Source organism: Streptomyces sp. NBC_00019 (assembly GCF_045041015.1).
In the GTDB taxonomy this organism is placed as follows: domain Bacteria; phylum Actinomycetota; class Actinomycetes; order Streptomycetales; family Streptomycetaceae; genus Streptomyces.
Genome location: NZ_CP108302.1, coordinates 8,697,801 through 8,723,861 on the forward strand (window position 1 = coordinate 8,697,801; position 26,061 = coordinate 8,723,861).

Genomic DNA, 26,061 nt, shown 5'->3' on the forward strand with positions numbered 1-26,061 from the left:
GCCGAGCCGCCGTCGAACTACCCCACGCCTGGCCGAGTCGGCGCAGGCGTGGGGATACGCGGTCAGCCGGCTCAGCCGGTGAAGCCGGCCGTGATCGAGGTGAACTGCCAGTTGCTCTGGCTGATGCCGGAGCAGTTGCTGACCACGCCGCCGCCCGGGCACGGCCGGTCACGGTTGACCGACCAGAACGCGAGCCGCGCGATGTGGTGGGAGTTCGCCCAGTCCCGGATCGAGGTCCAGGTCGCGGTCGAGGTGAGCTCCTGCTGGTCGGAGAGCCCGTTCATACCGGAGACGCCGATGTGGGCGTAGACGGTCGCGTCGTCCCACCCGAAGGTGGACTTCAGCTTGGTCTTCAGCCCCTCCGTCGCGTTCACGGTGCTGCCGTACATGTCGGCGCCGCCGCCGAAGTCGAACGGCATGATCGTGAACACGTCGATACCGGCGTTCAGCGCCTTGGCCTGCTCGATGAGCCGGTTGCCCCAGTACGTGGGACCGGTCGTCGACGTCCCGAAGGTCAGGATGGTCCGCAGCCCCGGGTTGTTCGCCTTGACGATCTTCAGGGCGTTCAGGATCCGGTCCTGCACGGTCGCGTTCTCGAACTCGTCCGTGTTCTCGATGTCGACGTCGATCGCCTTGAGCCCGTAGGCGTCGATCACCTTCTGGTAGGCGCCCGCCAGCGCCTCGGCGGTGGAGCAGTTCGGCCCGAGTTTGTTGCCGCTCCAGCCGCCGATCGACGGCACGATGTCGCCGCCCGCGGAACGGATGGAGTTGATGACGCTCTGGTCGTTTCCGCCGGTCAGCGGCCTGCTGCCGTCCCAGGCCGGGTTGCAGCCGCCGGAGGACAGGATGAACGCCATCGTGTACCACTTGATCCCGGTCGAGCTCATCACCGAGGTGGCGCTCGGCGGATCACCCCAGCCGAGGTAGAGGTAGGGCGCGGCCTGCTTGAACCCGGTCCCGCCCCCGCCACCGGCGTCCGTCGTGACACTCACGGGGTTGGAGGCCGCCGAGGAGTTCCCGGCCGCGTCCCGCGCCCGCACGGTGAACGTGTAGGCGGTGCTGCCGGAGAGCCCGCTGACGGTGGCGCTCGTACCGGAGACGCTGAGCACCTGGTTCGACCCGCTGTAGATGTCGTACGCCGTGACACCGACGTTGTCCGTCGAGGCGTTCCACGCCAACGACACGCTCGACGACGTCTTCCCGGTGGACCGTAGACTCGCCGGCGCGGTCGGCGCCTGCGTGTCCGAACTGCCGCCCGGGCCGTCGAGGTTGATGTCGTCGGCGTAGTAGGTGCCCTGCGCGTACCACCCGTGGGTGTAGACGGTGGCGCTCGTCTGCGAGGCACCGGTCGTGAAGGACACGCTGAGCTGGCTGTACGCCGACGGCGACGAGGTCCATGTGGAGGAACCGCCGTCCACGCCGAGGTAGACGTAGCTGCCGCGCACCCAGCCGCTCAACGTGTACGCGGCGTTCGGCCGCACGGCGACGGTCTGGCTGCACTTGGCGATGTCACTCGAACTCACCGCACCGGCAAGCGCCCTGGAGCCGCCGCGCACGGGGGAGGAGACGACCGACCCGAGATTGCCGGTGCAGGACCAGGGGCTCAGGGCCCCCGACTCGAATCCGGGATTGGTCAGAACATTGGCCGCTTGGGCCGTACCGGGAAGAGCGACGGCCCCGGCCAGTGCGAGAGCCGCGGTACCCAGGAGAGCGAAGAGACGTCTGGAGCGCCGTAGAAGTGGAGTGCGCACATGATCTCCCTGAAGAAATGGGGTGTTCGGGAGTACAGGGAAGTGCGCAACACAAGTTGGTATGGACCAATCCACCTGTCAAGGGTGAGGGAGGGAATTGGTCCATACCGGTGAGTGGAGATGCCTTGAGGGGCGCGGGGCTGTGTCGACGTGCGGCTCCGCCGCGTGGGCGCGACAAGCCACGACGAACCCGCACCCGGCCGACAAGCTAGAGCGGCAGTACCTGACCCGCAGCCGAGACGGAGTCGACGGCAACCGCCTGTGCCTCCGCAGGTGCCGGCACAGGAAGAGGTTCGGAAACCTCCGCCCTCTGATGCGGAATGGCCACCGGCCGAAGCTGCCGCGGCCCCGACACCACCGTGTAGTCCTGACCCAGGAACGGCGGAGCCATCTCCCCCGGGTCCTCACCCAGCGCCAACTGCACAGCCGCCCAAGGCGCGTTGACCCCGCACAGCGACAGCTGGTGCAGCCCACCGGCAGGCCGGGTGTTGACATCCATCAGCACCGGCGTGTCACCGAACATCCGGAACTGGATGTTGGACAGGTAGTGCAGCCCGAACCCCTCCGCGATCATCCGCGCCGGCTCCAGCCACTGCTCGTGCAGCGTGAACCCACGGCGGCGCCCGTTCTTGGTGCGGCCCACCGCCAGCCGGATCCGGTTGTCGGTCCCCGTGAGGCAGTCGACCGAGACCTCCGGCTGCTCCAGACGCGGCATGACCAGCCAGTCCACCGGCTCGTCGGCCTGCGTCAGCGCCTCCACGACCGTGTCCAGCGGTACGTACGGGCTGGGAAAGCCGTTGAGGTGATCGAGCGAGAAGGGGGCGCGCGTGATCACGCGGAAGCCCACCCCGCCCGCACCGGACGCCGGCTTGAAGCACGCCTTGTACCCGTCCGCCTCCAACTTCTCGACGGCGACGACGAGTTCCTCCGCGGTCCGCACCCGGTACCACGGCGGCACGGGCACCCCGATGGCCTGGACGGCCTCGTACGCGATCACCTTGTCGTGGAAGACGGCCACGGCCTCCGGCGGCGGAGCGAGCAGAGCCGTACCGGCTGCCGCGAAGTCCGCGCGGTGCGCCACGATCGCCGACTGGTGCAGCCGGGGCACGAAGACGTCGATGCCGCGGCGGGTGCACTGGTCGAGCGCGTACTCGACGTACGCGGCCGGGGACAAGCCCTCCGGCTCCAGCTCGGCGGTGTCGGCGGCGGCCAGTACGGGGGAGTCCGCGTCGCCGTGCGTCGCATGGATCTTGACGGCGCGATCACAGGGATTTCGGCGCAGCTGATCCATGAAAAACACGTTCTCCGCGTACGTGCGGTTGAGCCAGACGCGTACGCGAGAGATCATGCAGGCCGCCTTTCGGGGTTTTCGGGCACGGCGAAGCAGGCCGAACCCGGCCAGGGTGTGAGGAGGGTCACCAAACCGCCCTGCGCGAAGGGAAGTTCATGGCGGTGGTGTTGGGGCGATCATACGGCTTCCCGAGGGCCCGGCGTGCAACGCGCGTGTTACGGATTATTCGATCTTGATCGATCCCTCTCCGGGCCGGGCCCGCTTGTCCGGGCGCCGTGAATGTGCTGTCGTGGTCCCATTCGTGTGCTCGGAGGGGGACAGAGGTGACGTCGAGGGCCGGTGGTTCCGGACAGCTACTGGCCATCAGTGACCTGCATGTCGGCTACCCGGAGAACCGCGCCCTCGTCGAGGGGATGCGCCCCGGGACGGACGAGGACTGGCTCCTGGTGGCCGGTGACGTCGCCGAGACCGTGTCCGCGATCCGCTGGACCCTCGAGACGCTCGCCGGCCGCTTCCGCAAGGTCGTCTGGGCCCCCGGCAACCACGAACTGTGGACCCACCCCGACGACGAGGTCACCCTGCGCGGCGTCGAGCGCTACGAACACCTCGTCGCGCTCTGCCGCGACCTCGGCGTCACCACCCCCGAGGACCCCTATCCCGTCTGGGAGGGCCCCGGCGGCCCGGTCGCCGTCGCCCCGCTCTTCCTGCTGTACGACTACTCCTTCCTGCCCGCCGGCTGCACGACCAAGGAGCAGGGGCTGGAGTACGCGTACGGCACCGGCATCGTCTGCAACGACGAGCACCTGCTGCACCCCGACCCCTACCCGAGCCGCGAGGCATGGTGCCGGGCCCGGGTCGAGGCGACCGCCCGTAGACTCGCCGAGCTGCCCGACGACCTGCCCACCGTGCTCGTCAACCACTACCCGCTGGACCGGCACCCGACCGAGGTGCTCTGGTACCCCGAGTTCGCCATGTGGTGCGGCACGGCGCTCACCGCGGACTGGCACCGCAGGTTCCGCGTCGAGACCATGGTCTACGGTCATCTGCACATCCCGCGGACCACCTGGCACGACGGTGTCCGCTTCGAAGAGGTGTCGGTCGGATACCCCCGGGAGTGGCGCAAGCGCCCCGACCCGCCGGGACGGCTGCGCCGCATCCTGCCCAAGGAGGTCGGGCCCAGTGATCGAGGAGCTGCTGCCGGACACGGTGGTGGCCGTGGAGACGTACGGTGACGACGAGACCACGCCGCTGTACCCCGAGGAAGCGGCGGTCGTGGCGCGGGCGGTGGACAAACGCCGACGCGAGTTCGCCGCGGTACGCTCCTGCGCCCGCCGGGCCATGGAGAAGCTAGGCGTCCCGCCTCAGCCCGTCCTGCCCGGCGTCGGCGGCGCTCCGGGGTGGCCTACCGGACTGGCCGGCAGCATGACCCACTGCGACGGCTACCGTGCCGCCGCCCTGGTCCGCGCCGCCGACCTGGCCTCCCTCGGCATCGACGCCGAGCCCCACGAGCCGCTCCCCGAAGGGGTCCTGGCCTGCACCTCCCTGCCCGCCGAGGCGGCCCGGCTGCGCAGGCTGGCCGAGGAGCGGCCCGACATCCACTGGGACCGGCTGCTGTTCAGCGCCAAGGAGTCCGTCTACAAGGCGTGGTTCCCGCTGACCGGGAAGTGGCTCGACTTCACCGAGGCCGACATCGAGCTCTTCGCCCACCCCGGCGAACGGCTCAGCGGCGGCCTCAGCGCCGAACTCCTCGTACCCGGACCGACGGTGGGCGGCCGGCGGCTGGGCCGCTTCGAGGGCCGCTGGACCGTCCGGCGCGGGCTGGTCGCGACGGCCGTCGTGGTGCCGCACGACTGAGCCGGGCTCTCACGGACGCGGGAACCAGCTCTGCAGCAGCCGGAAGAACTCCTCCTCGTTGCCCACGAGACCCGCGTCCGCCAGCGCCTGCTCCGCCTCCGCGAGCACGGCGGGCGGCACGACCGGTGGCCGCGGCGCGTCCGGCGGACCGTCGAAGGCGGCGCGCACGGTGTGCAGAAGCCGCAGGTAGGCCTGGACGGCGGTGCGCTCGCGGTCGGTCAGTACGGCGGTGTGCATCGGTCGGCTCTCCCCAAGTCGGCTCATCGGTCACGCACCCGTACAAGGGGGTGCAACTCCAGCTTGCCGCCCACCACTGACAATGAGGCCCGCCCACTCCCCGGTTCGCCCGCTTAGCGGAGGTGAAACCTCCACGAAATCCCCGGTGGGAAAGCCGTCCTACGCTGGGAGCAAGGGCTTTCGGCCGCTGCTCGGCGGCCCAGGGAACGGGGAGGCACGTGCGTGGTCGACGTCCCGCACCGGCGCCCGGCGCGCACCGTACGGCTGCGCTCGGTGGGCGACGGTGAACTCGAGTTGCAGTACCGGGTCGTGCACGGCTACCGCCGTGCCTTCCGAATGGCCGGCGAGGGGCCCGCGCTGGTCCTCATCCACGGCATCGGGGACTCCTCCGCCACCTGGGCCGAGCTGATCCCCGACCTCGCCCGCACCCACACCGTCATCGCCCCCGACCTGCTCGGCCACGGCGCCTCGGACAAACCGCGCGCCGACTACTCGGTGGCCGCGTACGCCAACGGGGTGCGCGATCTGCTGACCACCCTCGGCATCGAGTCGGCGACTCTCGTCGGGCACTCGCTGGGCGGTGGTGTGGCCATGCAGTTCGCCTATCAGTTCCCCGAGCGCACCGAGCGGCTCATTCTGGTCAGCGCGGGCGGCGTGGGGCGCGAGGTGAATCCCGTGCTGCGGATGGTGTCGCTGCCCGGGGCCCATCTGATGCTGTCGTCGTTGCGGCTGCCGGGGATGCGGTGGCAAGTGGGGCTCGCCGTAGGGCTGATGAAGCTGCTCGACACCGATCTCGGGCAGGACGCACCCGACCTGCTGAACCTCGTGGACGCGCTGCCGGACGAGACCTCACGCAACGCCTTCATCCGCACGCTGCGCGCGGTGGTCGACTGGCGGGGGCAGGTGGTGACCATGCTCGACCGGTGCTATCTGACCGAGGGCATGCCGACGATGCTGCTGTGGGGCGACCGGGACAGTGTGGTGCCGGTGCGGCACGCGTTCGGGGCGCACGAGGCGATGCCGGGGAGCCGGCTGGAGATCTTCGAAGGGGCGGGGCACTTCCCGTTCCACGCCGATCCGGGGCGTTTCGTCTCCCTGGTCGAGGAGTTCACCGCGACCACGGCTCCGGCGGACTGGAGCCGTGAGCACTGGCGCGAGCTGCTGTGCGAGGGACGGCCCGGCATCCCGCTCAGCCGTGCCACCCAACGCGACCTGCGCGAGGCGAGCGAACGCAGCGCGACCTGACCGGCGGCGGTGCCGGTCAGCTCTGCGGACCGAGGTAACCCAGCGACGCCTCGATACGGCCCGCGAGACGGTCGCGCTGAACCGGCCCCCGCGTCGGCGAACCGTCCAGCCAGGTCAGGCACTTGCTGGCGAGAAGCAGGCCGAAGCGTTCGGCCTCCTTCTCGTCGGCCTGGTCGAAGCGGCTGCGGGCGGCGACCTTCAGGACCGTGGCCCGCAGGTCGGCGTCGTCGCTGAGCATGCGGGCCGCGACCGCGGCGCCCTCGACATGGTGACTGCAGTGCCCGGCCTTCATGTGCCACAGCTCGTGGCCGAGGATGACCAACTGGTGGCCGGGAGCCGTGCGTTCCTCCACGACGACGAGGTCCTGGTCGGCCATGTCGAGCCACAGCCCGCTCGCGGTGTCGGGCGGGAACGCGGCCGTACGGAAGTGGACCGGGCGGCCGCGGCGCCGGCTCATCGCCGCGCAGAGTTCGGTGTACAGGTCCGCCGGACGCGCCGGTGCGGGGAGGGTGAGTTCCGCTACCAGCTCGCCGCACAGGCGGCGCATTTCCCTACCGATGCCCACAGTTACCCCCCGGCTCACGACTCGGGCCGTTTGACGCTCTCCAGGAGCATGTCCAGCCATTCGGCGACCTTGTCTCGGTGCTGGTCGGTGGGCAGCTGTGCCGCCCGCCAGGCGATCCCGCGGACGCCGTGGTCCTGCAGCAGCCGCTCCAGCGGATCGCCTGCCGTCGCCGTCGCCTCCTTCTCACGGTCGGCCAGCTTCTGCAGAAGCTCCTGCTCCGTGCGCTGCAGGGCCCCGGCGAGCGCCTCGGGGTCCTCGGCCGTGAGGAAACCGGCGTGCACACGGAAGAAGCGCTGGATGGCGTCGCAGTGCTCCATGGTGGGACGCCGGTCGCCGTTGATGAGGGCACCCGCCTGCTGCCGTGACATGAAGGCGCCGTCGGCGATCTCCTGCTGGGTGTACTTGCGGCCGTTGGGCTTGAGCCGGGTGCGGCGCAGCAGGTCCAGGCGCTGCAGGAAACGGGCCTGTACGTCGGGTTCGCCCGCGGGGCGGCCGCTGAGCAGGGACTTCACCACGGGCTCGGGGACGCCGGAGGCCACCGACAGGCGGCCGGTGTGGAAGACCTCCGCATGCGGCACACCGAGCCGGTCGGCGAGCACGGTGACCCGGGCGACGACGCCCGGCAGCGCAGCCGTCACCGCGGCGGCCGGACTCGCGAAGCCATCCGTCACCGACAGATCTCCTACGTCTCTCACTGGCTTCTCACAAGAAGATCATCACAAGCGGTTGCCGTGAACTCCCGGGAGAGTAGCCCCTCGTTCGAACTTACATCCAGGTCTCGCCACAACTGTGGCCAATTTCAGCCGTCAACAGGCACGAAATGCCACGATAGTTGACACGCCTCGCGCCCGGGCAGCAGGATCAGGGCGCCGCGTGAAGGCCGCATAGGCAAGAGGGGTGACCTCCCGATGGCACAACAGGCAGGAGGGCAGCGGCCGGAGCCGCGGCCCGTCCCCGAGAGTCTTGAGGCCCGGGCGTATCTGCAGGACTACGCCACCCTCCTGGAAGCGGTCCCCTTTCCCTCGGTCGTTCTCGACCACCGGTGGGACGTCGTGCTGTCGAACACTGCTTTCGAGACACTTTTCCGTGGTGTGGGCCCGCATCCCACCGCCATGCCCGACGACAACTTCCTCAGGTTCGTCCTGTTCCACCCGGACGCGGGCACGGTTCTCGGTGAGCACGAGTCCAGTTGGTGCCTGCCGATGCTCGCCCACTTCGCGGCCGCCGTGGAGCGCCACGGCCATGACCAGGGGCTGCAGTCGATCCGCCGGGACATCGCCCAGGACCCCATCATGGAGGCCGCCTACCGGCACGGTCTGCCGCACTGGATCCGCGCGGTCGGCGAGCGGGCCTTCGCCCACGACGGCGGGGTCCGCCCGGTCCTGCACCCCGACCCGCGCTGGGGCGCCACCGACTGCCGTGTCGTCGACGAGACGTCCTCCACTCTCCGGGAGCTGGGCTACACCCGCCTGACCCTGGTACTCCGCGAGACGCGCCCCACGCCGGCCAGGTCCCGCGGCGCACGCCGTTCCGCCGCCCACCTGACGGTGGTCCCCGCAGCGGAGTGAGTGCGGGGGACGTCCTGGCATTCCCGGCCCTGACGGCCGCCGGCCGGCCGACTGCCGCGCACCTTCGGCGTGATCGTGTCGGCCCCCGCCCCCGGTCACCGAACGGCGGTCACCAGCACCAGGGGCACCCCGTCGCACGGCACCAGCCGCAGCCCGTCGGTGTGCCCCGGGCGGCCCGACGCGAGCGCCCGCGCGAAGTCCGGCCCCTTGCTGAGCGAACCGACCAGATGCCGGGGGTCGGTCGAGGCCGCGACCCGGCCGCGCGCGTTCACCAGCCGCGCCGGACCGGGCAGCCGGCGCAGCATCGGCATGACGGCCGCCTCGAAGTGCCGCAGATACACGTCCGCGGCGGCCACCCCGGCGAACCGCCCCGCCACCTGCACCGGTGCGGACAGGGTGAGGCTGTACTCGTCGGAACAGAGGTAGTCGACGTAGGGACCGGCCACCGCGCGCTCCCCGGTGTCGCGGGGGAGGGCGAACCAGTCCCAGTGCGTGTAGTCGGCGTACGCCGAGTGCTCGGGATCGAGGTCCAGGAGCAGCGGACGTACGTCCCCGTCCCGCCCTGACTGCCACCACTCCAGCCACGCCGGCACGTCGCCCAGCAGCCCCGGCGCGGCGACGAAGCCGACCCCGGAGACCAACTCCTCGCGGGCGAGCCGCAGATGGAGGCCGGGGCGGAGCGCGGCGAGGTCCACGGTCGCCGGGCGGCGGCCCTGTGCGGCCACTCGCTCCAGCAGGGCCGTCGTGTCGCCACGGGTCGCCGCCACGGTTTCGAACACCGCCTCCAGGGCCTCGCGGACCCGGGCCGTGACCGATTCCTCGGGCGCCTTGTCGCGTGTTGCCGTCGCCAGGCTCATGGATGCCCTCCTGCGGACGGGGGACCGGGCGGCCGGTGCGGCTACAGCGTCAGACGCAGGGCGATCAGCCGCGACGTCGACTCCTGGACGCACCGCTCGGCGAGTTCCCTGGCCGATTCGTGGGCCCCATCCTGCACGGCCGAGATGACGAATCGGAGTCGCTCGGACACCTCTTCACGATATTCGTCGTCCCCGAGCACAAGGCACAGCAGCGCCCCGACCTCCGTCTGCAGCGCCACCTGCTCCCGGGTGAGCCGCGCCGACTGCGCGGCCGCGGCGAGCTCCACATGGAACCGCCCGTACACCCGGCTGCGCGCCGCCGCGTCCGCGGCCTGCGCCAACTCCTCGGACGTACGGCGCAGTTGTACGAGGTCGTCGGGGTCCGTGCGCTCGGCGGCGAGCCGGGCCGCCGTACCGGACAGGGCCGCCCAGTGGTCGCCCAGGTCGCGCAGCTCCTCGGTGCTCCAGCCGCGCAGCCGGACCCTGAGCCGGTCCTCGCCGGGGAGTTCGGGAAGGGAGACGAAGGAACCGCCGCCGCGGCCCCGGCGGGTGGTGACCAGTCCCTGCTGGCGCAGCGCCATCAGTGCCTCCCGCAAGGTCACCGTGGAGACCCCGAGCTGCCCGGCGAGCTCGCTCTCGCCCGGCAGCTGCTCCCCGTCGGCGAGCAGCCCGAGCTCGATGGCGTCGCCGATCCGTCGTACGACCGTGTCCACGCGCGCCCGGCTGTCGACCGGGGCGAAGACGGCTCTGCGGGCGCCGCCGTTCATGTGCTGCTGCTTCACGGGCACCACCTTGCGCATTGACTCAAGCTTTACCCTAAGGGGGCCTTGAGCTTTGAACTATGACTTCATATGTTTCAGGTCAACAGTTCAACGCAGGACAGCTCCAGAAAGGTTCCCGCCCATGGAGGGAATGGCGATCCGGCTGCAGGGTCTGCGGAAGTCGTTCGGCGAGACGACCGCCGTGGCCGGGGTCGACCTGGAGATCCGGAACGGGGAGTTCTTCTCGATGCTCGGACCCTCCGGTTCCGGCAAGACCACGGTCCTGCGCATGATCGCCGGGTTCGAGGCCGTGACCGAGGGGCGCATCGAACTCGCCGGGCAGGAGGTCACCGGCCTCGCACCCTTCGAGCGGGACGTCCACACCGTCTTCCAGGACTACGCCCTGTTCCCGCACATGACCGTGGAGCAGAACGTCGCCTACCCGCTGAAGGTCCGCAAGGTGCCCAGGGCGGAACGGCTGGTACGGGCCCGCAAGGCACTCGCCGAGGTCCGCCTCGAAGGGTTCGGCAAGCGGCGCCCCGGCCAGCTCTCCGGCGGCCAGCGCCAGCGCGTCGCCCTCGCCCGCGCCCTCATCGGCCGCCCCGGCGTGCTGCTGCTCGACGAACCGCTCGGCGCCCTCGACCTCAAGCTGCGCGAACAGATGCAGGTCGAACTCAAGGCGCTCCAGCGCGAGGTCGGCATCACTTTCGTCTTCGTCACCCATGACCAGGAGGAGGCCCTGACGATGAGCGACCGGATCGCCGTCTTCCACCAGGGCCGCATCGAACAGGTCGGCACCCCGGCCGAGATCTACGAACGCCCCGCGACCCCCTTCGTGGCGTCCTTCGTCGGCACCTCCAACCTCCTCGAAGGCGAGTCCGCCCACCGGATCGTCGGCACCCCGGGCACCTACAGCATCCGCCCCGAGAAGATCCGCGTCCTGAAGGACTGCGCCGAGGCCGACGAACCGGAGCACTCCACCGCCGTCGGCACGGTCGCCGAGGTCGTCTACCTGGGCGACGCGACCCGCTTCCTCGTCGACCTCGACAACGGCGGCCGGCTCATCGCGCTCCAGCAGAACCTGGAGACCTCCTCCGAGGACGTCGCCGCCTACCGCGGCACACGGGTGCGACTGCAATGGCACCGTCGCCATGCCGTCGCCGTGCCCGTCCCCGACTGACGCCCAGCTTCGCTCGTCCCCTCACGTATGGAGTACGTCGTGCGCCTCACCCTCAAGGCGGCCGCGGCCGCCGCACTGCTCCTCGCCGTCACCGCCTGCGGATCCTCCGACGACGGCGGCAACGGCTCCTCGGCCACCGGCCTCAACCCCCCTGATCTGAAGGCGCAGTCGAAGCTCGGCAAGACCGAGGGCGAGGTCAACCTCATCGCCTGGGCCGGCTATGTCGAGGACGGTTCCAACGACCCGAAGGTCGACTGGGTCAGCGACTTCGAGAAGCGGACCGGATGCCAGGTCAACGCCAAGACCGCCGCCAGCTCCGACGAGATGGTCAAGCTGATGAAGACCGGCCAGTACGACGCCGTCTCCGCCTCCGGCGACGCCTCCCTGCGCCTCATAGCCTCCGGAGACGCGGCACCGGTCAACACCGACCTCGTCCCCAACTACAAGGACATCTTCAGCGGGTTGAAGGACGGCGACTGGAACTCCGTCGACGGCCAGATGTACGGCATCCCGCACGGCCGCGGCGCCAACCTGCTGATGTACAACACCGAGAAGGTCACCCCCGCGCCGACCTCCTGGGCCGCGGTCTTCGACGACGCGTCGAAGTACAAGGGCCACGTCACCGCGTACGACTCGCCCATCTACATCGCCGACGCCGCGCTGTACCTGAAGGCGACCGAGCCCGACCTCGGCATCAAGGACCCCTACGCCCTGGACCAGAAGCAGTTCGACGCCGCCGTGGACCTGCTGAAGCAGCAGAACGCCAACGTCGGCGAGTACTGGAGCGACTACCTCAAGGAGATCTCCGCCTTCAAGAGCGGTGACTCCGTCGTCGGCACCACCTGGCAGGTCATCGCCAACCTCACCGCCGACGAGGGCGCCGAGGTCAAGGCGTTCGTGCCGAAGGAGGGCTCCACCGGCTGGTCCGACACCTGGATGATCTCGGCCAAGGCCAAGCACCCCAACTGCGCCTACAAGTGGCTCGACTGGATCGTCTCGCCGGACACCAACGCCCAGGTCGCCGAGTACTTCGGGGAGGCGCCCGCCAACTCCGAGGCCTGCGCCCTGACCAGCGACAAGAGCTTCTGCACGACCTACCACGCCACCGACGAGAGCTACTGGAAGAACATCGCCTTCTGGAACACGCCCATCGAGCAGTGTCTCGACGGCCGCACCGACGTCACGTGCGTGCCGTACGCGAAGTGGGTCCAGGCCTGGACCGAGATCAAGGGCTGAGGCGTGACCGTACCGACCCGGACCGCGGGGGCGCTGCACCGCCGCCCCCGTCTCCGACTGGCCCTCCTGCTGGCGGCGCCGCTGCTGTGGCTGGCCGTGCTCTATCTCGGCTCGCTGAGCGTGCTGTTCGTCTCCGCGTTCTGGACGACGAACTCCTTCACCTCCGAGGTCGTGAAGGTCTGGTCGACGGACAACTTCCACGCCCTGTTCACGACACCGGTGTTCCGGCAGGTGATCCTGCGGAGCATCGGTGTCGCCCTGGCCGTCACCGCCCTGTGCGCGGTGATCGCCTTCCCGCTCGCCTTCTTCACTGCGCGTGTCGCCGAGCCCCGGTGGCGCCCCCTGCTCGTGGTCGCCATCCTCACCCCGCTGTGGGCGAGTTACCTGGTCAAGGTGTACGCCTGGCGGCTGATCCTCTCCGAGGGAGGGCTCGCCGACTGGATGCTGAAGCCGTTCGGGCTCAGTGGCCCGGGGTACGGGCTGACCGCCGCGGTGCTCACGCTGACGTACCTCTGGCTGCCGTACATGATCCTGCCGATCCACACGGCACTGGAGCAGCTGCCCGCCAACCTGCTCGACGCGTCGGCGGATCTGGGGGCGAACGGCGGGCGGACCTTCCGGTCGGTGGTGCTGCCGATGGTGCTGCCGTCGGTGGCGGCCGGGTCCGTGTTCACGTTCTCGCTGAGCCTCGGTGACTACATCACCGTGCAGATCGTCGGCGGCAAGACGCAGCTGATCGGCAACCTCGTCTACTCCAACATCGAACTCAATCTGCCGATGGCCGCCGCGCTGGGCACGGTCCCGGTGGTCGTCATCGTGCTGTACCTGCTGGCGATGCGCCGCACGGGCGCACTGAGCAGCCTCTGACGAGGCTTTCGAAGAAAGGGGGTGGTATGTCATGCAGCTCTCCCGTTCCGCGCGTATCGCCCTGCGCGTCGCCGCCGGGTTCGGTTTCGCGGTGATCTACGTCCCGCTCGTGCTCGTCCTCGTCAACTCCTTCAACCCCGACCGGAGCGCGAGCTGGCCCCCGCAGGGGCTGACAGGGCACTGGTGGTCGGTCGCCTGGAAGAACGAGGGCGCCCGCGAGGCGCTGTGGGTCTCGGTGAAGGCGGGCCTCGGGGCCACCGCGATCGCACTGGTGCTGGGCACGCTGATCGCCTTCGCCGTCGCCCGGCACCGCTTCTTCGGCCGCGACGCCATCTCCTTCGTGGTCGTCCTGCCGATCGCGCTGCCCGGCATCGTCACGGGCATCGCGCTCAACTCGGCGTTCGGCACGGTACTTGAGCCGCTGGGGGTCGGTCTGGGGCTGTTCACCGTGGTCGTCGGGCACGCCACCTTCTGCATCGTCGTCGTGTTCAACAACGTCGTCGCGCGGCTGCGACGCACCTCGGGCTCGTACGAGGAGGCGGCGATGGACCTCGGTGCCCACACCTTCCGCGCCTTCGTGGACGTCACCTTCCCGCTGGTGCGCTCGGCGCTCCTCGCGGGCGCACTGCTCGCCTTCGCGCTCTCCTTCGACGAGGTCGTGGTGACCACGTTCACCGCCGGACCGGGTGTCGAGACCCTGCCGATCTGGATCTTCAACAACATGACACGGCCTCAACAGGCCCCGGTGGTCAACGTGGTGGCGGCGGTGCTCGTCCTGCTCTCCGTCGTCCCGATCTACGTCGCCCAGCGACTGGCCTCCGACACCGCGACCGGGAGCCGGGTCTGACGAGGGGCACCCCTGTGTGGGGGTGCCCCCGCCGCACTCACCCCGCGGCGTCTTCCTCTGCGTGGTGGCGTTCCCAGATAGAGAGGTATGTGACATAGTACTGCCGTGAGTAAGCGACTGACCTGCGATGTCGTGGTCGTCGGAGCCGGAATGGTGGGCGCTGCCTGCGCCCTGTACGCGGCCCGGGCGGGCCTCGACGTCATCACCGTGGACCGTGGTCCGGTGGCCGGCGGCACGACCGGAGCCGGTGAGGGCAACCTCCTCGTCTCCGACAAGGAACCCGGACCGGAACTGGACCTGGCCCTGCTGTCGGGGCGCCTGTGGGCGGACCTCGCCGAGGAGCTGGGGGAGGCCGTCGAGTACGAGGCCAAGGGCGGTGTGGTCGTCGCCTCGACGCCGGACGGACTCGTCGCGCTCGAGCGGTTCGCCGACACACAGCGCGCCGCCGGGGTCGCCGCCGAAACCGTCGTAGGAGACAGGCTGTACGACCTCGAACCGCACCTCGCCCCCGGTCTGCCCGGCGGGGTGCTCTATCCGCAGGACTGCCAGGTCATGCCCGCACTGGCCGCCGCCCACCTCGTCCGCGCCTCCGGCGCACGGCTGTTCACCGGCCGGACCGTCACGGACGTACTGCTCACCCCGGACGGCGCGGTGTGCGGCGTCCGCACGGACCGGGGCGACATCCATGCCCCGGCGGTCGTCAATGCGGCCGGCACCTGGGGCGCCGAACTGGCCGCGCTCGCGGGAACCCACCTGCCCGTCCTCCCGCGGCGCGGCTTCGTCCTGGTCACCGAACCCCTTCCGCGGATGGTCCGGCACAAGGTGTACGCCGCCGACTACGTGGCCGACGTGGCCAGCGACTCGGCCGCGCTGCAGACCTCGCCGGTCGTGGAAGGGACGGCTGCGGGGCCGGTGTTGATCGGCGCGAGCCGGGAACGGGTCGGCTTCGACCGGTCGTTCTCGCTGCCGGTCCTACGGGCCCTTGCGGCGGGCGCGACCCGGCTGTTCCCGTTCCTCACGGACGTCCGGGCGATGCGCGCCTACCTCGGATTCCGCCCGTACATGCCCGACCACCTCCCCGCGATCGGCCCCGACCCGCGCGTCCCCGGCCTGCACCACGCCTGCGGGCACGAGGGCGCGGGCATCGGACTGGCCACCGGCACCGGGCAGTTGATCGCCCAGGCGCTGACCGCGAAGACGCCCGAGCTGGACCTGACGCCGTTCCGACCCGACCGCTTCCCGGCCCCCGTGGAGGAGACCGCGTGAGATCCCCGCTCGAACTGGCCGACGCCCGGCCGGACCCGGCCTTCATTGTCACCCTCGACGGCCGCGAGATCGAGGCGCTGCCCGGACAGACCGTCGCCGCAGCGCTCTGGGCCGCCGGTGTCACCTCCTGGCGCACCACCCGCGGAGAGGGCCGGCCGCGCGGCGTCTTCTGCGGCATCGGCGTCTGCTTCGACTGCCTGGTGACCGTCAACGACCGCCCCAACCGACGGGCGTGCCTGGTGCCGTTGCACCCGGGCGACGCGATCCGTACGCAGGAGGGGACGGGCCACGATGGCTGACCGGCCGCACCTCGCTGTGATCGGCGCGGGCCCCGCCGGGCTCGCCGCCGTCGTCGCCGCCGCGTCACGGGGCGTACGGGTCACCCTGATCGACTCGGCCGCGGAAGCCGGCGGACAGTTCTACCGCCGGCCCGCCGCAGGCCTCCGGGCCCGCCGCCCGCAGGCCCTGCACCACCAATGGCGCACCTGGGAGCGGCTGAGGGACGGCCTGCAAGCCCACGTACAGGAGGGCGCGGTACGGCACTTGACGGATCATCACGTGTGGTTCGTCGAGCGGCAGGACGTCGGCTTCACCGTGCACGCCCTGCTCGGCCCCGAGTAGGAGCACCCCGTCGCGGTCCGCGCCGACGCCGTCCTCCTTGCCACCGGCGGCTACGAGAAGGTCCTGCCGTTCCCCGGCTGGACCCTGCCCGGCGTCGTCACCGCGGGCGGCGCCCAGGCCATGCTCAAGGGCACCCTCGCCGTATCCGGAAGCACCGCCGTGGTCGCCGGCACCGGCCCGCTGCTGCTCCCCGTCGCCACGGGTCTCGCCGCGGCCGGGGTGGAGGTGGCCGCGCTGGTCGAGTCCGCCGACCCGAAGGACTTCGTACGGCGGACCCGCGCCCTGGCGGTCCAGCCCGGCAAAGTCGCCGAAGGCGCCCGGTACGCGGCCCAGTTGCTCCGGCACCGGGTGCGCACCCTCGTCCGCCACACCGTCGTCGAGGCGCACGGCGCGCAGTGTCTGGAGGCGGTGACCGTCGCCGCGCTCGACGCCGACGGGCGGGTCAGGTCCGGCACCGAGCGCCGCATCGCCTGCGACACCCTCGCCGTGGGGCACGGCATGCTCCCGCACACCGACCTCGCGGAGACGCTGGGCTGCCGGCTCGACGGGATGGACGTGCACGTCGACGACGAGCAGCGCACCGACGTCCCCGGCGTCTGGGCCGCGGGCGAGACCACCGGCATCGGCGGCTCCGCCCTCTCCCTCGCCGAGGGGCACATCGCCGGCCGGTCGATCGCGGCGCGTCTGCGCGGCATCGAGCCCGACGCGCGCGACTGGGCCGCGGCCGCGCGGACCCGTACCCGGCTGCGCGCGTTCTTCGCCGCGCTCGACGCCGTCCACGCACCGCCCGCCCACTGGACCGAGCGGATCACCGACGACACCGTCGTCTGTCGCTGCGAGGAGGTCACCGGGGGTGCGATCCGCGAGGCCGTCGACGAGCTCGGCGCCGGGGACGTACGGACCGTGAAACTGCTGACGCGGGCCGGGATGGGCTGGTGTCAGGGACGGGTGTGCGGACCCGCGGTCGCGGGGCTCGCCGGGTGCGCGCTCACGCCGACGCGTCGCCCGTTCGCCGGACCCGTGCCCCTCGGCGTCCTGGCCGCCGAGCCCGAGAACGGCTGAGCCACCAGTAAAATGTCACACCCTATTGATGAGACGGGATCCCAGATGACCAGCACCGAGAACACCGGCAGCCGCCCCTGGCGCGGCGTCCTCGTCGCCACCGCCCTCCCGCTGAACGACGACCTCTCCGTCAACCTCGACAAGTTCGCCGAGCACTGCGTCTGGCTGGTCGAGAACGGCTGCGACGGCGTCGTACCGAACGGATCCCTCGGCGAGTACCAGGTCCTCACCCCCGAGGAGCGGGCCAAGGTCGTCGAGACGGCCGTGGCGGCCATCGGAGGGGAGCGCGTGATGCCGGGTGTCGCCGCCTACGGCTCCGCCGAGGCCCGCCGCTGGGCCGAGCAGGCCAGGGACGCCGGCTGCGCCTCCGTGATGCTGCTGCCGCCCAACGCCTACCGCGCCGACGAGCGGTCCGTGCTGGCCCACTACGCCGAGGTCGCGAAGGCGGGCGTCCCGGTCGTGGCGTACAACAACCCCATCGACACCAAGGTCGACCTGGTCCCGGAGCTGCTGGCAAAGCTGCACGCCGAGGGCCACATCCACGCGGTCAAGGAGTTCTCCGGCGATGTCCGCCGCGCCTATCGGATCGCCGAACTCGCCCCCGGGCTGGACCTGTTGATCGGCGCCGACGACGTCCTCCTGGAGCTGGCGATCGCCGGTGCCAAGGGCTGGGTGGCGGGCTACCCGAACGCGCTGCCCCGCGCGAGCGTGGAGCTCTACCGGGCGGCCGTTGCGGGCGACCTGGCCACCGCGAAGAAGCTGTACGAGCAGCTGCACCCGCTGCTGCGCTGGGACTCCAAGGTCGAGTTCGTCCAGTCCATCAAGCTGTCCATGGACATCGTCGGCCGGCACGGCGGCCCCGTCCGTCCGCCGCGCGTCCCGCTGCTGCCCGAGCAGGAGGCCGCGGTGCGCGCGGCAACCGAGCGGGCGGTCGCCGCCGGACTCGCCTGACCGTCCCATCGGATCCCCCAGGTTCATCAGGAGCGTCATGCGCAGCAAACTCGTCCTGCACGCCGTCGACTCGCACACCGAGGGCATGCCCACCCGCGTGATCACCGGCGGCATCGGCACGATCCCCGGCGCGACCATGAACGAGCGGCGGCTGTACTTCCGTGAGCACCGCGACGACATCAAGCAGCTCCTGATGAACGAACCCCGCGGCCACTCGGCGATGAGCGGCGCCATCCTCCAGCCGCCCACCCGCCCGGACTGCGACTGGGGCGTCATCTACATCGAGGTCTCCGGCTATCTGCCGATGTGCGGACACGGCACCATCGGGGTGGCCACCGTGCTGGTGGAGACCGGCATGGTCGAGGTCGTCGAGCCGGTCACCACCATCCGGCTCGACACCCCGGCGGGACTCGTCGTCGCCGAGGTCGAGGTCGAGGACGGCGCCGCGAAGACGGTCACGCTCAAGAACGTGCCGTCCTTCTCCGTGAGCCTCGACCGCAAGATCGCACTCGCCGACGGGCGCACGGTGACATATGACCTGGCATACGGTGGCAACTTCTACGCCATCCTGCCGCTGGAGGAGTTCGGGCTGCCCTTCGACCGCTCCCGCAAGGACGACATCCTCCAGGCCGGCCTCTCCCTCATGGAGGCGATCAACGCCGAGGAGGAGCCCGTCCACCCGGAGGACCCCTCGATCCGCGGCTGTCACCACGTCCACCTGTACGCCCCCGGCGCCACCGCCCGGCACTCCCGGCACGCGATGGCGATCCACCCCGGCTGGTTCGACCGCTCACCCTGCGGCACCGGCACCAGCGCGCGCATGGCCCAGCTCCACGCGCGCGGCGAACTCCCCCTGAACACCGAGTTCGTGAACGAGTCCTTCATCGGGACACAGTTCACCGGCCGCCTCCTCGGTACCACCGAGGTCGCCGGGATCCCCGCCGTCCTGCCCAGCTTCACCGGCCGGGCCTGGATCACGGGCACCGCCCAGTATCTGCTCGATCCGACCGACCCCTTCCCGGCCGGGTTCGTCCTCTAGGCGTTCCCCCGGCCGCCCTTGGCGTCCTGGCAGGTTCTCCGGAGGCCGATAATGACGATGTCGCGTGACATTGCACCACTAGGAGACCGCCCTCATGGCTGCCCAGCGCACCAGCGCCCCCACCCCTGCCACCGCCCCGGCCCTGCCCGTTCTCGGCGGCAAGAAGAGCAGCTACCGGGAACGGGTCGCCGACGCCCTGCGGGCCGCACTGGTCGCCGGTGAACTGCTGCCCGGCGAGGTGTACTCGGCGCCGACCCTCGCAGCCCGCTTCGGTGTCTCGGCGACGCCGGTGCGCGAGGCGATGCTGGACCTGGCCAAGGAGGGCCTGGTCGACACCGTCCCCAACAAGGGCTTCCGGGTCACCGCCGTCTCCGACAGACAGCTCGACGAGTACACCCACATCCGTGCGCTCATCGAGATCCCCACGGTGACGGAGCTGGCCAGGACCGCCGACCCGGTCTCGCTGGAGGCGCTGCGCCCGGCGGCCCGGGAGATCGTGCGGGCCGCGGCGGCCGGCGACCTCGTGGCGTACGTCGAGGCCGACACCCGCTTCCACCTGGGCCTGCTCGCCCTCGCCGGCAACGCCCATCTCGTCGAGGTCGTCGGCGACCTGCGCAAGCGGTCCCGCCTCTACGGGCTCACGGCACTGGTCGAGGCCGGCCGTCTGCTGGCCTCCGCCGAGGAGCACCTCGAACTCATCGACGCGCTGATCGCACGCGACGAGCAGGCGACGCGCGCAGTGATGACACGTCACCTCGGGCACGTCCGCGGTCTGTGGGCGGCGAAGTAGCGGCACTCCGGAGCGCTGGAAAGCACGCAAGGGCCGACAACAGGAACGCAAGCCGTTTGCGTTTCTTGCGCTATTCTTGCGCGCATGACGCGACGACTTGCCGAGGTGGCGAAGAAGGTCGGGGTCAGCGAGGCCACGGTCAGCCGGGTGCTCAACGGCAAGCCCGGAGTCTCCGAGACCACCCGCCAGGCGGTGCTCAGCGCCCTGGACGTGCTCGGCTACGAGAGGCCCACACAGTTGCGCGGGGAGCGCGCGCGGCTCGTGGGCCTCGTGCTGCCCGAGCTGCAGAACCCGATCTTCCCGGCGTTCGCCGAGGTCATCGGCGGGGCGCTGGCCCAGCTCAGCCTGACCCCGGTGCTGTGCACACAGACCAGGGGCGGCGTCTCCGAGGCGGACTACGTGGCGCTGCTGCTCCAGCAGCAGGTCTCCGGCGTCGTCTTCGCCGGCGGCCTGTACGCCCAGGCCGACGCCCCGCACGACCACTACCGGCTGCTGGCCGACCGCAACATCCCGGTCGTCCTCGTCAACGCGTCCATCGCCGACCTCGGCTTCCCCGGGGTGTCCTGCGACGACACGGTCGCCGTCGAGCAGGCCTGGCGCCATCTCGCCTCGCTGGGCCATGAGCGCATCGGGCTGGTGCTGGGACCCGACGACCATGTGCCGTCGGCGCGCAAGCTCGCCGCCGCCCGCGCTCTGGGGGAGCTCCCCGACGAGCATGTCGCCCGGGCCATGTTCTCCATCGAGGGCGGTCATGCCGCCGCCTCCCGGCTGATCGACCGGGGGGTCACCGGGATCATCTGCGCCAGCGACCCGCTCGCCCTCGGCGCGGTCCGGGCCGCCCGCCGCAAGGGACTCCAGGTCCCCGCGCAGGTGTCGGTCGTCGGCTACGACGACTCCGCGTTCATGAACTGCACGGAACCCCCGCTGACCACGGTCCGCCAGCCCATCGAGGCCATGGGCCGGGCGGCCGTGGAACTGCTGAACACACAGATCGGCGGCGGGTCCGTGACCCCGGAGGAGTTGCTCTTCGAGCCGGAACTGGTGGTCCGGGGCTCCACGGCCCAGGCGCCTCGTAGCTGAGATCCACCCGCCTGTCGAATAATTCCATATTCTGCGCGACATCTTGCGTACAGATGTCGCCGGTGCTTGAGTGTGCGGCGCCAGCACGGCGGGCTTGCTCCGCCCGTCGCCGTGCCCTCCTTGCTCATGCCCAGAGGGGTCCACCGATGAGAAGCACCGGGTTCCGCCGTACGTTCGTCGCGCTCAGCATCTGCTCCCTCGTCCTCACCGCCTCCGCCTGCGGGTCGGACGACGACTCGGGGAGCGGCAAGACCCGTATCACGGTCAACTGCATGCCGCCCAAGAGCGCCAAGGTCGACCGGGCGTTCTTCGAGGAGGACGTCGCCGCCTTCGAGAAGCAGAACCCGGACATCGACGTCGTCACCCACGACGCCTTCCCCTGCCAGGACCCGAAGACCTTCGACGCCAAGCTCGCCGGCGGGCAGATGGAGGACGTCTTCTACACGTACTTCACCGACGCCAAGCACGTCGTCGACATCAACCAGGCCGCTGATCTGACGTCGTACGTCAAGGAGTTGAAGAGCTACGACACCATCCAGCAGCAGCTGAGGGACGTGTACACGGTCGACGGCAAGGTCTACGGGATCCCGCGCACCGGCTACTCCATGGGGCTGATCTACAACCGCGCCCTCTTCGAGAAGGCCGGCCTCGACCCCGACCGGCCCCCGGCCACCTGGGACGAACTCCGCGCCGCCGCCAAGAAGATCGCCGCCCTCGGCGACGGCACCGTCGGCTACGCCGACTACAGCGCCCAGAACCAGGGCGGTTGGCACTTCACCGCCGAGCTGTACTCCCAGGGCGGCGACGTCGTGAGCGACGACGGCAAGAAGGCCACCGTCGACACCCCCGAGGGCCGGGCCGTCCTCCAGAACCTGCACGACATGCGCTGGACCGACGACTCGATGGGCAGCAAGCAGCTCCTCGTCATCAACGACGTCCAGCAGATGATGGGTTCGGGCAAGCTCGGCATGTACCTCTCCGCGCCCGACAACATCCCGATCCTGGTGAAGGAGAAGGGCGGCGAGTATCAGGACCTCGCCCTCGCCCCCATGCCCGGCGGACAGGGCACGCTCATCGGCGGGGACGGCTACATGTTCAGCAAGAAGGCGAGCCCCGCCCAGATCCGCGCCGGACTGAAGTGGCTCGACCACATGTTCCTCACCCCCGGAGACGGCTTCCTCGGCGACTACGCCCGCGCCAAGAAGAGCGACGCCCCGGTCGGCCTCCCCGAACCGCGTCTGTTCACCGGCGCCGCCGACACCAAGGACCAGCAGGTCAAGAAGGCCAACGCCAATGTCCCGGTGGAGAACTACCAGGCCTTCCTCGACGGCAACCAGGACCTCGACATGAAGATCGAGCCACCGCACGCCCAGCAGATCTACTCCGTCCTCGACGGCGCCGTCTCCGCCGTCCTCACCAAGAAGGACGCCGACATCGACGGGCTCCTGAAGGACGCCTCCGCGAAGATCGACGGCATCCTGGCCCGGGGCTGACCCCGATGACCAGGACGGCCCATCGACGACCGGTCGAAACGATCCCCGTACGACCGGTCAAGGCGCCGCCCCCGGCAGGGGACCGGAGGCGGCGCCGCCGCACCGACCAACTCCGAGCCCACGCCTTCCTCCTCGGCGGCCTTCTCTGCTTCGCCGTGTTCTCCTGGTACCCGGCGCTCCGCGCCATCGTGATCGCCTTCCAGAAGTACACGCCGGGCTCGTCACCCGAGTGGGTCGGAACCGACAACTTCAGCCGCGTGTGGCACGACCCGGAGTTCACGGCGGCCTGGCGCAACACCCTCACCTTCACCGTGCTGGCCCTGCTGATCGGCTTCGCGATCCCCTTCGTACTCGCCCTGGTGCTCAACGAGCTGAGACACGCGAAGGCCTTCTTCCGAGTCGTGGTCTATCTGCCCGTGATGATCCCGCCGGTGGTCAGCGCCCTGCTGTGGAAGTGGTTCTACGACCCCGGGACCGGCCTCGCCAACGAGGCGCTGCGGTTCCTGCACCTGCCCACCTCGAACTGGTCCAACGGCGCCGACACCGCCCTCATCTCCCTGGTCATCGTGGCCACTTGGGCCAACATGGGCGGCACCGTCCTGATCTACCTGGCCGCGCTCCAGTCCATCCCCGGCGAACTGTACGAGGCCGCCGAGCTGGACGGCGCGAGCCTCCTCCAGCGCATCCGCCATGTGACGATCCCCCAGACCCGCTTCGTCATCCTCATGCTGATGCTCCTTCAGATCATCGCGACGATGCAGGTCTTCACCGAACCGTTCGTCATCACCGGCGGCGGCCCCGAGAACGCCACCGTCACCGTCCTCTACCTCATCTACAAGTACGCCTTCCTCTACAACGACTTCGGCGGCGCCTGCGCGCTGAGCGTCATGCTCCTGATCCTGCTCGGGGCCTTCTCCGCCGTGTATCTGCGCCTGACCCGCTCCGGAGAGGAGGACGGCGCGTGAGCACCCGGACCCTCGTCTCCCCGGCGACCCTGGCCCGCCCCCGCGGCAGGGCCCTGTACTGGACCGTCTTCACGGGCGTCGTCCTGCTCTTCACACTCGCCTTCCTCTTCCCCGTCTACTGGATGGTCACCGGCGCGGTGAAGTCCCCGGACGAGGTGGCGCGGACACCGCCCACCCTCGTCCCGGAGCGGTGGCACCCGGACGGCTACCGCGACGCCTGGGACCTGATGCAACTGCCCCAGCACCTGTGGAACACGGTGGTCCAGGCGGCCGGTGCCTGGGCGTTCCAGCTGGTCCTGTGCACGGCCGCCGCCTACGCGCTGTCCAGGCTGAACCCGGTCTTCGGCAAGGTGATCCTCGGCGGCATCCTGGCCACCCTCATGGTGCCGGCGCAGGCCCTGGTGGTGCCGAAGTACCTGACCGTGGCCGATCTGGGCCTGCTCAACGACCCTCTCGCCATCTGGCTCCCGGCCGTTGCCAACGCCTTCAACCTCTACCTGCTCAAGCGGTTCTTCGACCAGATCCCGCGCGACGTCCTGGAGGCCGCGGAGATCGACGGCGCCGGAAAACTGCGCATCCTGTGGTCGATCGTGCTGCCGATGTCACGGCCGGTCCTCGGGGTGGTGTCGATCTTCGCGCTCGTCGCCGTCTGGCAGGACTTCCTGTGGCCGCTGATGGTCTTCTCCGACACCGACAAACAACCCATCAGCGTGGCACTCGTGCAGCTGTCCCAGAACATCCAACTGACCGTGCTCATCGCCGCGATGGTGATCGCCAGCATCCCGATGGTCGCCCTGTTCCTGGTCTTCCAGCGGCACATCATCGCCGGGATCAGCGCGGGCAGCACCAAGGGCTGACGCCGACGCCCCGTCTACAGAAAGGGAAGCTCAGTGGGACAGCCCACCCATGCCCCGAAGGAGTGGTGGCGCTCCGCCGTCATCTACCAGGTCTACGTCCGCAGCTTCGCGGACGGCGACGGCGACGGCACCGGTGACCTCGCCGGCGTCCGCGCCAGACTGCCGTATCTCGCCGAACTCGGCGTGGACGCCCTGTGGTTCAGCCCCTGGTACCTGTCCCCGATGAAGGACGGCGGCTACGACGTCGCCGACTACCGCGCGATCGACCCCGCCTTCGGCACCCTCGCCGAGGCCGAGAAGCTGATCGCCGAGGCCCGCGAACTGGGCATCCGCGTCATCGTCGACATCGTCCCCAACCACGTCTCCGACCAGCACGCCTGGTTCCGCGCCGCCCTGGCCGGCGGACCCGGACGCGAGCTGTTCCACTTCCGGCGCGGGCGCGGCGCGGAGGGCGAACTCCCGCCCAACGACTGGCGGTCACAGTTCGGCGGACCGGCCTGGAGCCGCCTCGACGACGGCGACTGGTATCTGCATCTCTTCGCCCCCGAACAGCCCGATCTCAACTGGGCCCACCCCGCGGTCCGCCAGGAGCACGAGGACATCCTGCGCTTCTGGTTCGAGCGGGGCGTCGCAGGCGTCCGCATCGACTCAGCCGCCCTCCTGGTCAAGGACCCGCGTCTGCCGGACTTCGTCGAGGGCCGCGACCCGCACCCGTACGTCGACCGGGACGAACTCCACGCCGTCTACCGCTCCTGGCGCGCGATCGCCGACGAGTACGACGGCATCTTCGTGGGCGAGGTCTGGCTCCCCGACACCGAACGCTTCGCCCGCTATCTGCGCCCCGACGAACTGCACACGGCCTTCAACTTCTCCTTCATGACCTGCCCCTGGGACGCGCGGCGACTGCGCCGGTCCATCGACGAGACACTCGCCGAGCACGCCCCGGTGGGGGCGCCCACGACCTGGGTCCTGTGCAACCACGACGTCACCCGGACGGTGACGCGCTACGGCCGTACCGACACCGGCTTCGACTTCGCCACCAAGGCCTTCGGCACCCCGACCGACCTCACCCTCGGCACCCGACGCGCCCGCGCCGCCGCACTGCTGTCGCTGGCGCTGCCCGGGGCGGTCTACGTGTACCAGGGGGAGGAGCTGGGCCTTTCCGAGGCGGAGGTTCCCGTCGACCGCATACAAGATCCGATGCACTTCCGGTCGGGCGGCGTCGATCCGGGACGCGACGGATGCCGGGTGCCGCTGCCGTGGACGGCCGAGGCGCCGTACGCGGGATTCGGGTCACGGGAGACACCGTGGCTACCGCAGCCGGTCGACTGGACATCGTATGCAGTCGACCGACAGCAGGATGATCCCTCCTCCATGCTCGCCCTCTACCGCGAGGCGATCCGCCTCCGTCCCGCACTCGGCGACGGCCCGCTCGCCTGGCTCCCGGCACCCGAGGGCGTCCTCGCCTTCACCCGGGGCGCCACCGTCCTGTGCGTGGTGAACCTGGCCGACGCTCCCGCCGAGCTGCCCGCCCACGCCGAACTGCTCCTCGCCAGCGGTCCACTGCATACGGACGGCAGTCTGCCGAGGGACACCGCGGTCTGGCTCCGCATCTGAGCCCGGCCGCACGCACTCCGCTATCCCCTTGCACCCCCACTCCGAAGGGATCAGCACATGC

General features: G+C 70.4%; 25 protein-coding genes and 1 pseudogene. 19 read left to right on the forward strand and 7 right to left on the reverse strand.

Going from position 1 to position 26,061, the window contains the following annotated elements; translation table 11 throughout:
* Window positions 1–71 precede the first annotated feature (71 nt).
* Both OHU89_RS40205 and OHU89_RS40210 read right to left on the reverse strand, forming a co-directional pair.
* The gene (locus OHU89_RS40205) at window positions 72–1,751 is read right to left on the reverse strand and encodes a carbohydrate binding domain-containing protein (RefSeq protein WP_405649989.1); all 1,680 of its coding nucleotides are present in this window, start codon (window positions 1,749–1,751) and stop codon (window positions 72–74) included.
* 208 nt (window positions 1,752–1,959) lie between these two features.
* A complete protein-coding gene (locus tag OHU89_RS40210; RefSeq protein ID WP_405649991.1) occupies window positions 1,960–3,099 on the reverse strand; it encodes an ATP-grasp domain-containing protein in 1,140 nt (379 codons plus the stop codon).
* Between the two features lie 266 nt (window positions 3,100–3,365).
* On the opposite strand from OHU89_RS40210, the gene OHU89_RS40215 reads away from it, so the two are divergent.
* Both OHU89_RS40215 and OHU89_RS40220 read left to right on the forward strand, forming a co-directional pair.
* Window positions 3,366–4,274, forward strand: coding sequence for a metallophosphoesterase family protein (locus OHU89_RS40215; RefSeq protein ID WP_405649993.1), 909 nt, complete (start codon window positions 3,366–3,368; stop codon window positions 4,272–4,274).
* Complete coding sequence (locus tag OHU89_RS40220) at window positions 4,222–4,896, forward strand: 4'-phosphopantetheinyl transferase (protein WP_405649995.1); 675 nt, start codon at window positions 4,222–4,224, stop codon at window positions 4,894–4,896. Before OHU89_RS40215 ends, OHU89_RS40220 begins: the two co-directional genes overlap by 53 nt.
* Window positions 4,897–4,905: 9 nt before the next feature.
* On the opposite strand, the gene OHU89_RS40225 is transcribed toward OHU89_RS40220, so the two are convergent.
* A complete protein-coding gene (locus OHU89_RS40225; RefSeq protein ID WP_266885729.1) occupies window positions 4,906–5,133 on the reverse strand; it encodes a hypothetical protein in 228 nt (75 codons plus the stop codon).
* Between the two features lie 222 nt (window positions 5,134–5,355).
* Between OHU89_RS40225 and OHU89_RS40230 the strand changes: the two genes are divergently transcribed.
* On the forward strand, window positions 5,356–6,378 hold the full coding sequence (locus OHU89_RS40230; RefSeq protein WP_405649997.1) for an alpha/beta fold hydrolase: 1,023 nt from the start codon (window positions 5,356–5,358) through the stop codon (window positions 6,376–6,378).
* A 16-nt stretch (window positions 6,379–6,394) separates the two neighbouring features.
* Here the strand turns inward: OHU89_RS40230 and OHU89_RS40235 are convergent, their stop codons facing one another.
* Both OHU89_RS40235 and OHU89_RS40240 read right to left on the reverse strand, forming a co-directional pair.
* Complete coding sequence (locus OHU89_RS40235; protein WP_405649999.1) at window positions 6,395–6,925, reverse strand: toxin-antitoxin system, toxin component; 531 nt, start codon at window positions 6,923–6,925, stop codon at window positions 6,395–6,397.
* 32 nt (window positions 6,926–6,957) lie between these two features.
* On the reverse strand, window positions 6,958–7,614 hold the full coding sequence (locus OHU89_RS40240; protein ID WP_405650001.1) for a helix-turn-helix domain-containing protein: 657 nt from the start codon (window positions 7,612–7,614) through the stop codon (window positions 6,958–6,960).
* Between the two features lie 237 nt (window positions 7,615–7,851).
* Between OHU89_RS40240 and OHU89_RS40245 the strand changes: the two genes are divergently transcribed.
* A complete protein-coding gene (locus OHU89_RS40245; RefSeq protein WP_405650003.1) occupies window positions 7,852–8,511 on the forward strand; it encodes a hypothetical protein in 660 nt (219 codons plus the stop codon).
* 95 nt (window positions 8,512–8,606) lie between these two features.
* Here the strand turns inward: OHU89_RS40245 and OHU89_RS40250 are convergent, their stop codons facing one another.
* The gene (locus OHU89_RS40250) at window positions 8,607–9,368 is read right to left on the reverse strand and encodes a cache domain-containing protein (RefSeq protein ID WP_405650005.1); all 762 of its coding nucleotides are present in this window, start codon (window positions 9,366–9,368) and stop codon (window positions 8,607–8,609) included.
* A 41-nt stretch (window positions 9,369–9,409) separates the two neighbouring features.
* Window positions 9,410–10,168: a FadR/GntR family transcriptional regulator gene (locus OHU89_RS40255; RefSeq protein ID WP_405650007.1), complete on the reverse strand. Its 759-nt coding sequence runs from the start codon at window positions 10,166–10,168 to the stop codon at window positions 9,410–9,412.
* A gap of 103 nt (window positions 10,169–10,271) precedes the next feature.
* On the opposite strand from OHU89_RS40255, the gene OHU89_RS40260 reads away from it, so the two are divergent.
* The 15 genes and pseudogenes from OHU89_RS40260 to OHU89_RS40330 all read left to right on the forward strand — a co-directional run bounded on the left by OHU89_RS40260 (window position 10,272) and on the right by OHU89_RS40330 (window position 26,000).
* Window positions 10,272–11,309, forward strand: a complete 1,038-nt coding sequence (locus OHU89_RS40260; protein ID WP_405650009.1) for an ABC transporter ATP-binding protein — start codon at window positions 10,272–10,274, stop codon at window positions 11,307–11,309.
* Between the two features lie 27 nt (window positions 11,310–11,336).
* The gene (locus OHU89_RS40265; protein WP_405650011.1) at window positions 11,337–12,545 is read left to right on the forward strand and encodes an ABC transporter substrate-binding protein; all 1,209 of its coding nucleotides are present in this window, start codon (window positions 11,337–11,339) and stop codon (window positions 12,543–12,545) included.
* A gap of 3 nt (window positions 12,546–12,548) precedes the next feature.
* Window positions 12,549–13,412, forward strand: coding sequence for an ABC transporter permease (locus tag OHU89_RS40270; RefSeq protein WP_405650013.1), 864 nt, complete (start codon window positions 12,549–12,551; stop codon window positions 13,410–13,412).
* A 31-nt stretch (window positions 13,413–13,443) separates the two neighbouring features.
* Window positions 13,444–14,259: an ABC transporter permease gene (locus tag OHU89_RS40275; RefSeq protein ID WP_405650015.1), complete on the forward strand. Its 816-nt coding sequence runs from the start codon at window positions 13,444–13,446 to the stop codon at window positions 14,257–14,259.
* Between the two features lie 105 nt (window positions 14,260–14,364).
* Window positions 14,365–15,525, forward strand: a complete 1,161-nt coding sequence (locus OHU89_RS40280) for an NAD(P)/FAD-dependent oxidoreductase (protein ID WP_405650017.1) — start codon at window positions 14,365–14,367, stop codon at window positions 15,523–15,525.
* Window positions 15,522–15,824 (forward strand): (2Fe-2S)-binding protein, encoded by a 303-nt coding sequence (locus OHU89_RS40285; RefSeq protein ID WP_405650019.1) that lies wholly within the window; start codon window positions 15,522–15,524, stop codon window positions 15,822–15,824. Before OHU89_RS40280 ends, OHU89_RS40285 begins: the two co-directional genes overlap by 4 nt.
* Window positions 15,817–17,208: pseudogene (locus OHU89_RS40290) on the forward strand (FAD-dependent oxidoreductase). The gene OHU89_RS40285 and the pseudogene OHU89_RS40290 overlap by 8 nt, the downstream one beginning before the upstream one ends.
* A 45-nt stretch (window positions 17,209–17,253) precedes the next feature.
* Window positions 17,254–18,159, forward strand: a complete 906-nt coding sequence (locus tag OHU89_RS40295; RefSeq protein ID WP_405650021.1) for a dihydrodipicolinate synthase family protein — start codon at window positions 17,254–17,256, stop codon at window positions 18,157–18,159.
* A gap of 37 nt (window positions 18,160–18,196) precedes the next feature.
* A complete protein-coding gene (locus OHU89_RS40300; protein WP_405650022.1) occupies window positions 18,197–19,198 on the forward strand; it encodes a proline racemase family protein in 1,002 nt (333 codons plus the stop codon).
* Window positions 19,199–19,292: 94 nt separating this feature from the next.
* Window positions 19,293–19,988 (forward strand): GntR family transcriptional regulator, encoded by a 696-nt coding sequence (locus OHU89_RS40305; protein ID WP_266885698.1) that lies wholly within the window; start codon window positions 19,293–19,295, stop codon window positions 19,986–19,988.
* A gap of 84 nt (window positions 19,989–20,072) precedes the next feature.
* On the forward strand, window positions 20,073–21,068 hold the full coding sequence (locus OHU89_RS40310; RefSeq protein WP_405650023.1) for a LacI family DNA-binding transcriptional regulator: 996 nt from the start codon (window positions 20,073–20,075) through the stop codon (window positions 21,066–21,068).
* A 146-nt stretch (window positions 21,069–21,214) separates the two neighbouring features.
* A complete protein-coding gene (locus OHU89_RS40315) occupies window positions 21,215–22,561 on the forward strand; it encodes an ABC transporter substrate-binding protein (RefSeq protein WP_405650025.1) in 1,347 nt (448 codons plus the stop codon).
* A 5-nt stretch (window positions 22,562–22,566) separates the two neighbouring features.
* Complete coding sequence (locus tag OHU89_RS40320) at window positions 22,567–23,526, forward strand: carbohydrate ABC transporter permease (RefSeq protein ID WP_405650026.1); 960 nt, start codon at window positions 22,567–22,569, stop codon at window positions 23,524–23,526.
* Window positions 23,523–24,383 (forward strand): carbohydrate ABC transporter permease, encoded by an 861-nt coding sequence (locus tag OHU89_RS40325; protein WP_405650028.1) that lies wholly within the window; start codon window positions 23,523–23,525, stop codon window positions 24,381–24,383. The genes OHU89_RS40320 and OHU89_RS40325 overlap by 4 nt, the downstream gene beginning before the upstream one ends.
* A gap of 33 nt (window positions 24,384–24,416) precedes the next feature.
* Window positions 24,417–26,000: a glycoside hydrolase family 13 protein gene (locus OHU89_RS40330; protein ID WP_405650030.1), complete on the forward strand. Its 1,584-nt coding sequence runs from the start codon at window positions 24,417–24,419 to the stop codon at window positions 25,998–26,000.
* Window positions 26,001–26,061 lie beyond the last annotated feature (61 nt).

Coding starts and splice junctions, on each gene's coding strand:
- OHU89_RS40305 (WP_266885698.1), top strand. CDS start 19,293: ATGGCTGCCCAGCGCACCAGCGCCCCCACCCCTGCCACCGCCCCGGCC.
- OHU89_RS40295 (WP_405650021.1), top strand. CDS start 17,254: ATGACCAGCACCGAGAACACCGGCAGCCGCCCCTGGCGCGGCGTCCTC.
- OHU89_RS40250 (WP_405650005.1), bottom strand. CDS start 9,368: ATGAGCCTGGCGACGGCAACACGCGACAAGGCGCCCGAGGAATCGGTC.
- OHU89_RS40265 (WP_405650011.1), top strand. CDS start 11,337: ATGGAGTACGTCGTGCGCCTCACCCTCAAGGCGGCCGCGGCCGCCGCA.
- OHU89_RS40210 (WP_405649991.1), bottom strand. CDS start 3,099: ATGATCTCTCGCGTACGCGTCTGGCTCAACCGCACGTACGCGGAGAAC.
- OHU89_RS40300 (WP_405650022.1), top strand. CDS start 18,197: ATGCGCAGCAAACTCGTCCTGCACGCCGTCGACTCGCACACCGAGGGC.
- OHU89_RS40260 (WP_405650009.1), top strand. CDS start 10,272: ATGGAGGGAATGGCGATCCGGCTGCAGGGTCTGCGGAAGTCGTTCGGC.
- OHU89_RS40225 (WP_266885729.1), bottom strand. CDS start 5,133: ATGCACACCGCCGTACTGACCGACCGCGAGCGCACCGCCGTCCAGGCC.
- OHU89_RS40320 (WP_405650026.1), top strand. CDS start 22,567: ATGACCAGGACGGCCCATCGACGACCGGTCGAAACGATCCCCGTACGA.
- OHU89_RS40275 (WP_405650015.1), top strand. CDS start 13,444: ATGCAGCTCTCCCGTTCCGCGCGTATCGCCCTGCGCGTCGCCGCCGGG.
- OHU89_RS40235 (WP_405649999.1), bottom strand. CDS start 6,925: ATGCGCCGCCTGTGCGGCGAGCTGGTAGCGGAACTCACCCTCCCCGCA.
- OHU89_RS40245 (WP_405650003.1), top strand. CDS start 7,852: ATGGCACAACAGGCAGGAGGGCAGCGGCCGGAGCCGCGGCCCGTCCCC.
- OHU89_RS40315 (WP_405650025.1), top strand. CDS start 21,215: ATGAGAAGCACCGGGTTCCGCCGTACGTTCGTCGCGCTCAGCATCTGC.
- OHU89_RS40255 (WP_405650007.1), bottom strand. CDS start 10,168: ATGCGCAAGGTGGTGCCCGTGAAGCAGCAGCACATGAACGGCGGCGCC.
- OHU89_RS40310 (WP_405650023.1), top strand. CDS start 20,073: ATGACGCGACGACTTGCCGAGGTGGCGAAGAAGGTCGGGGTCAGCGAG.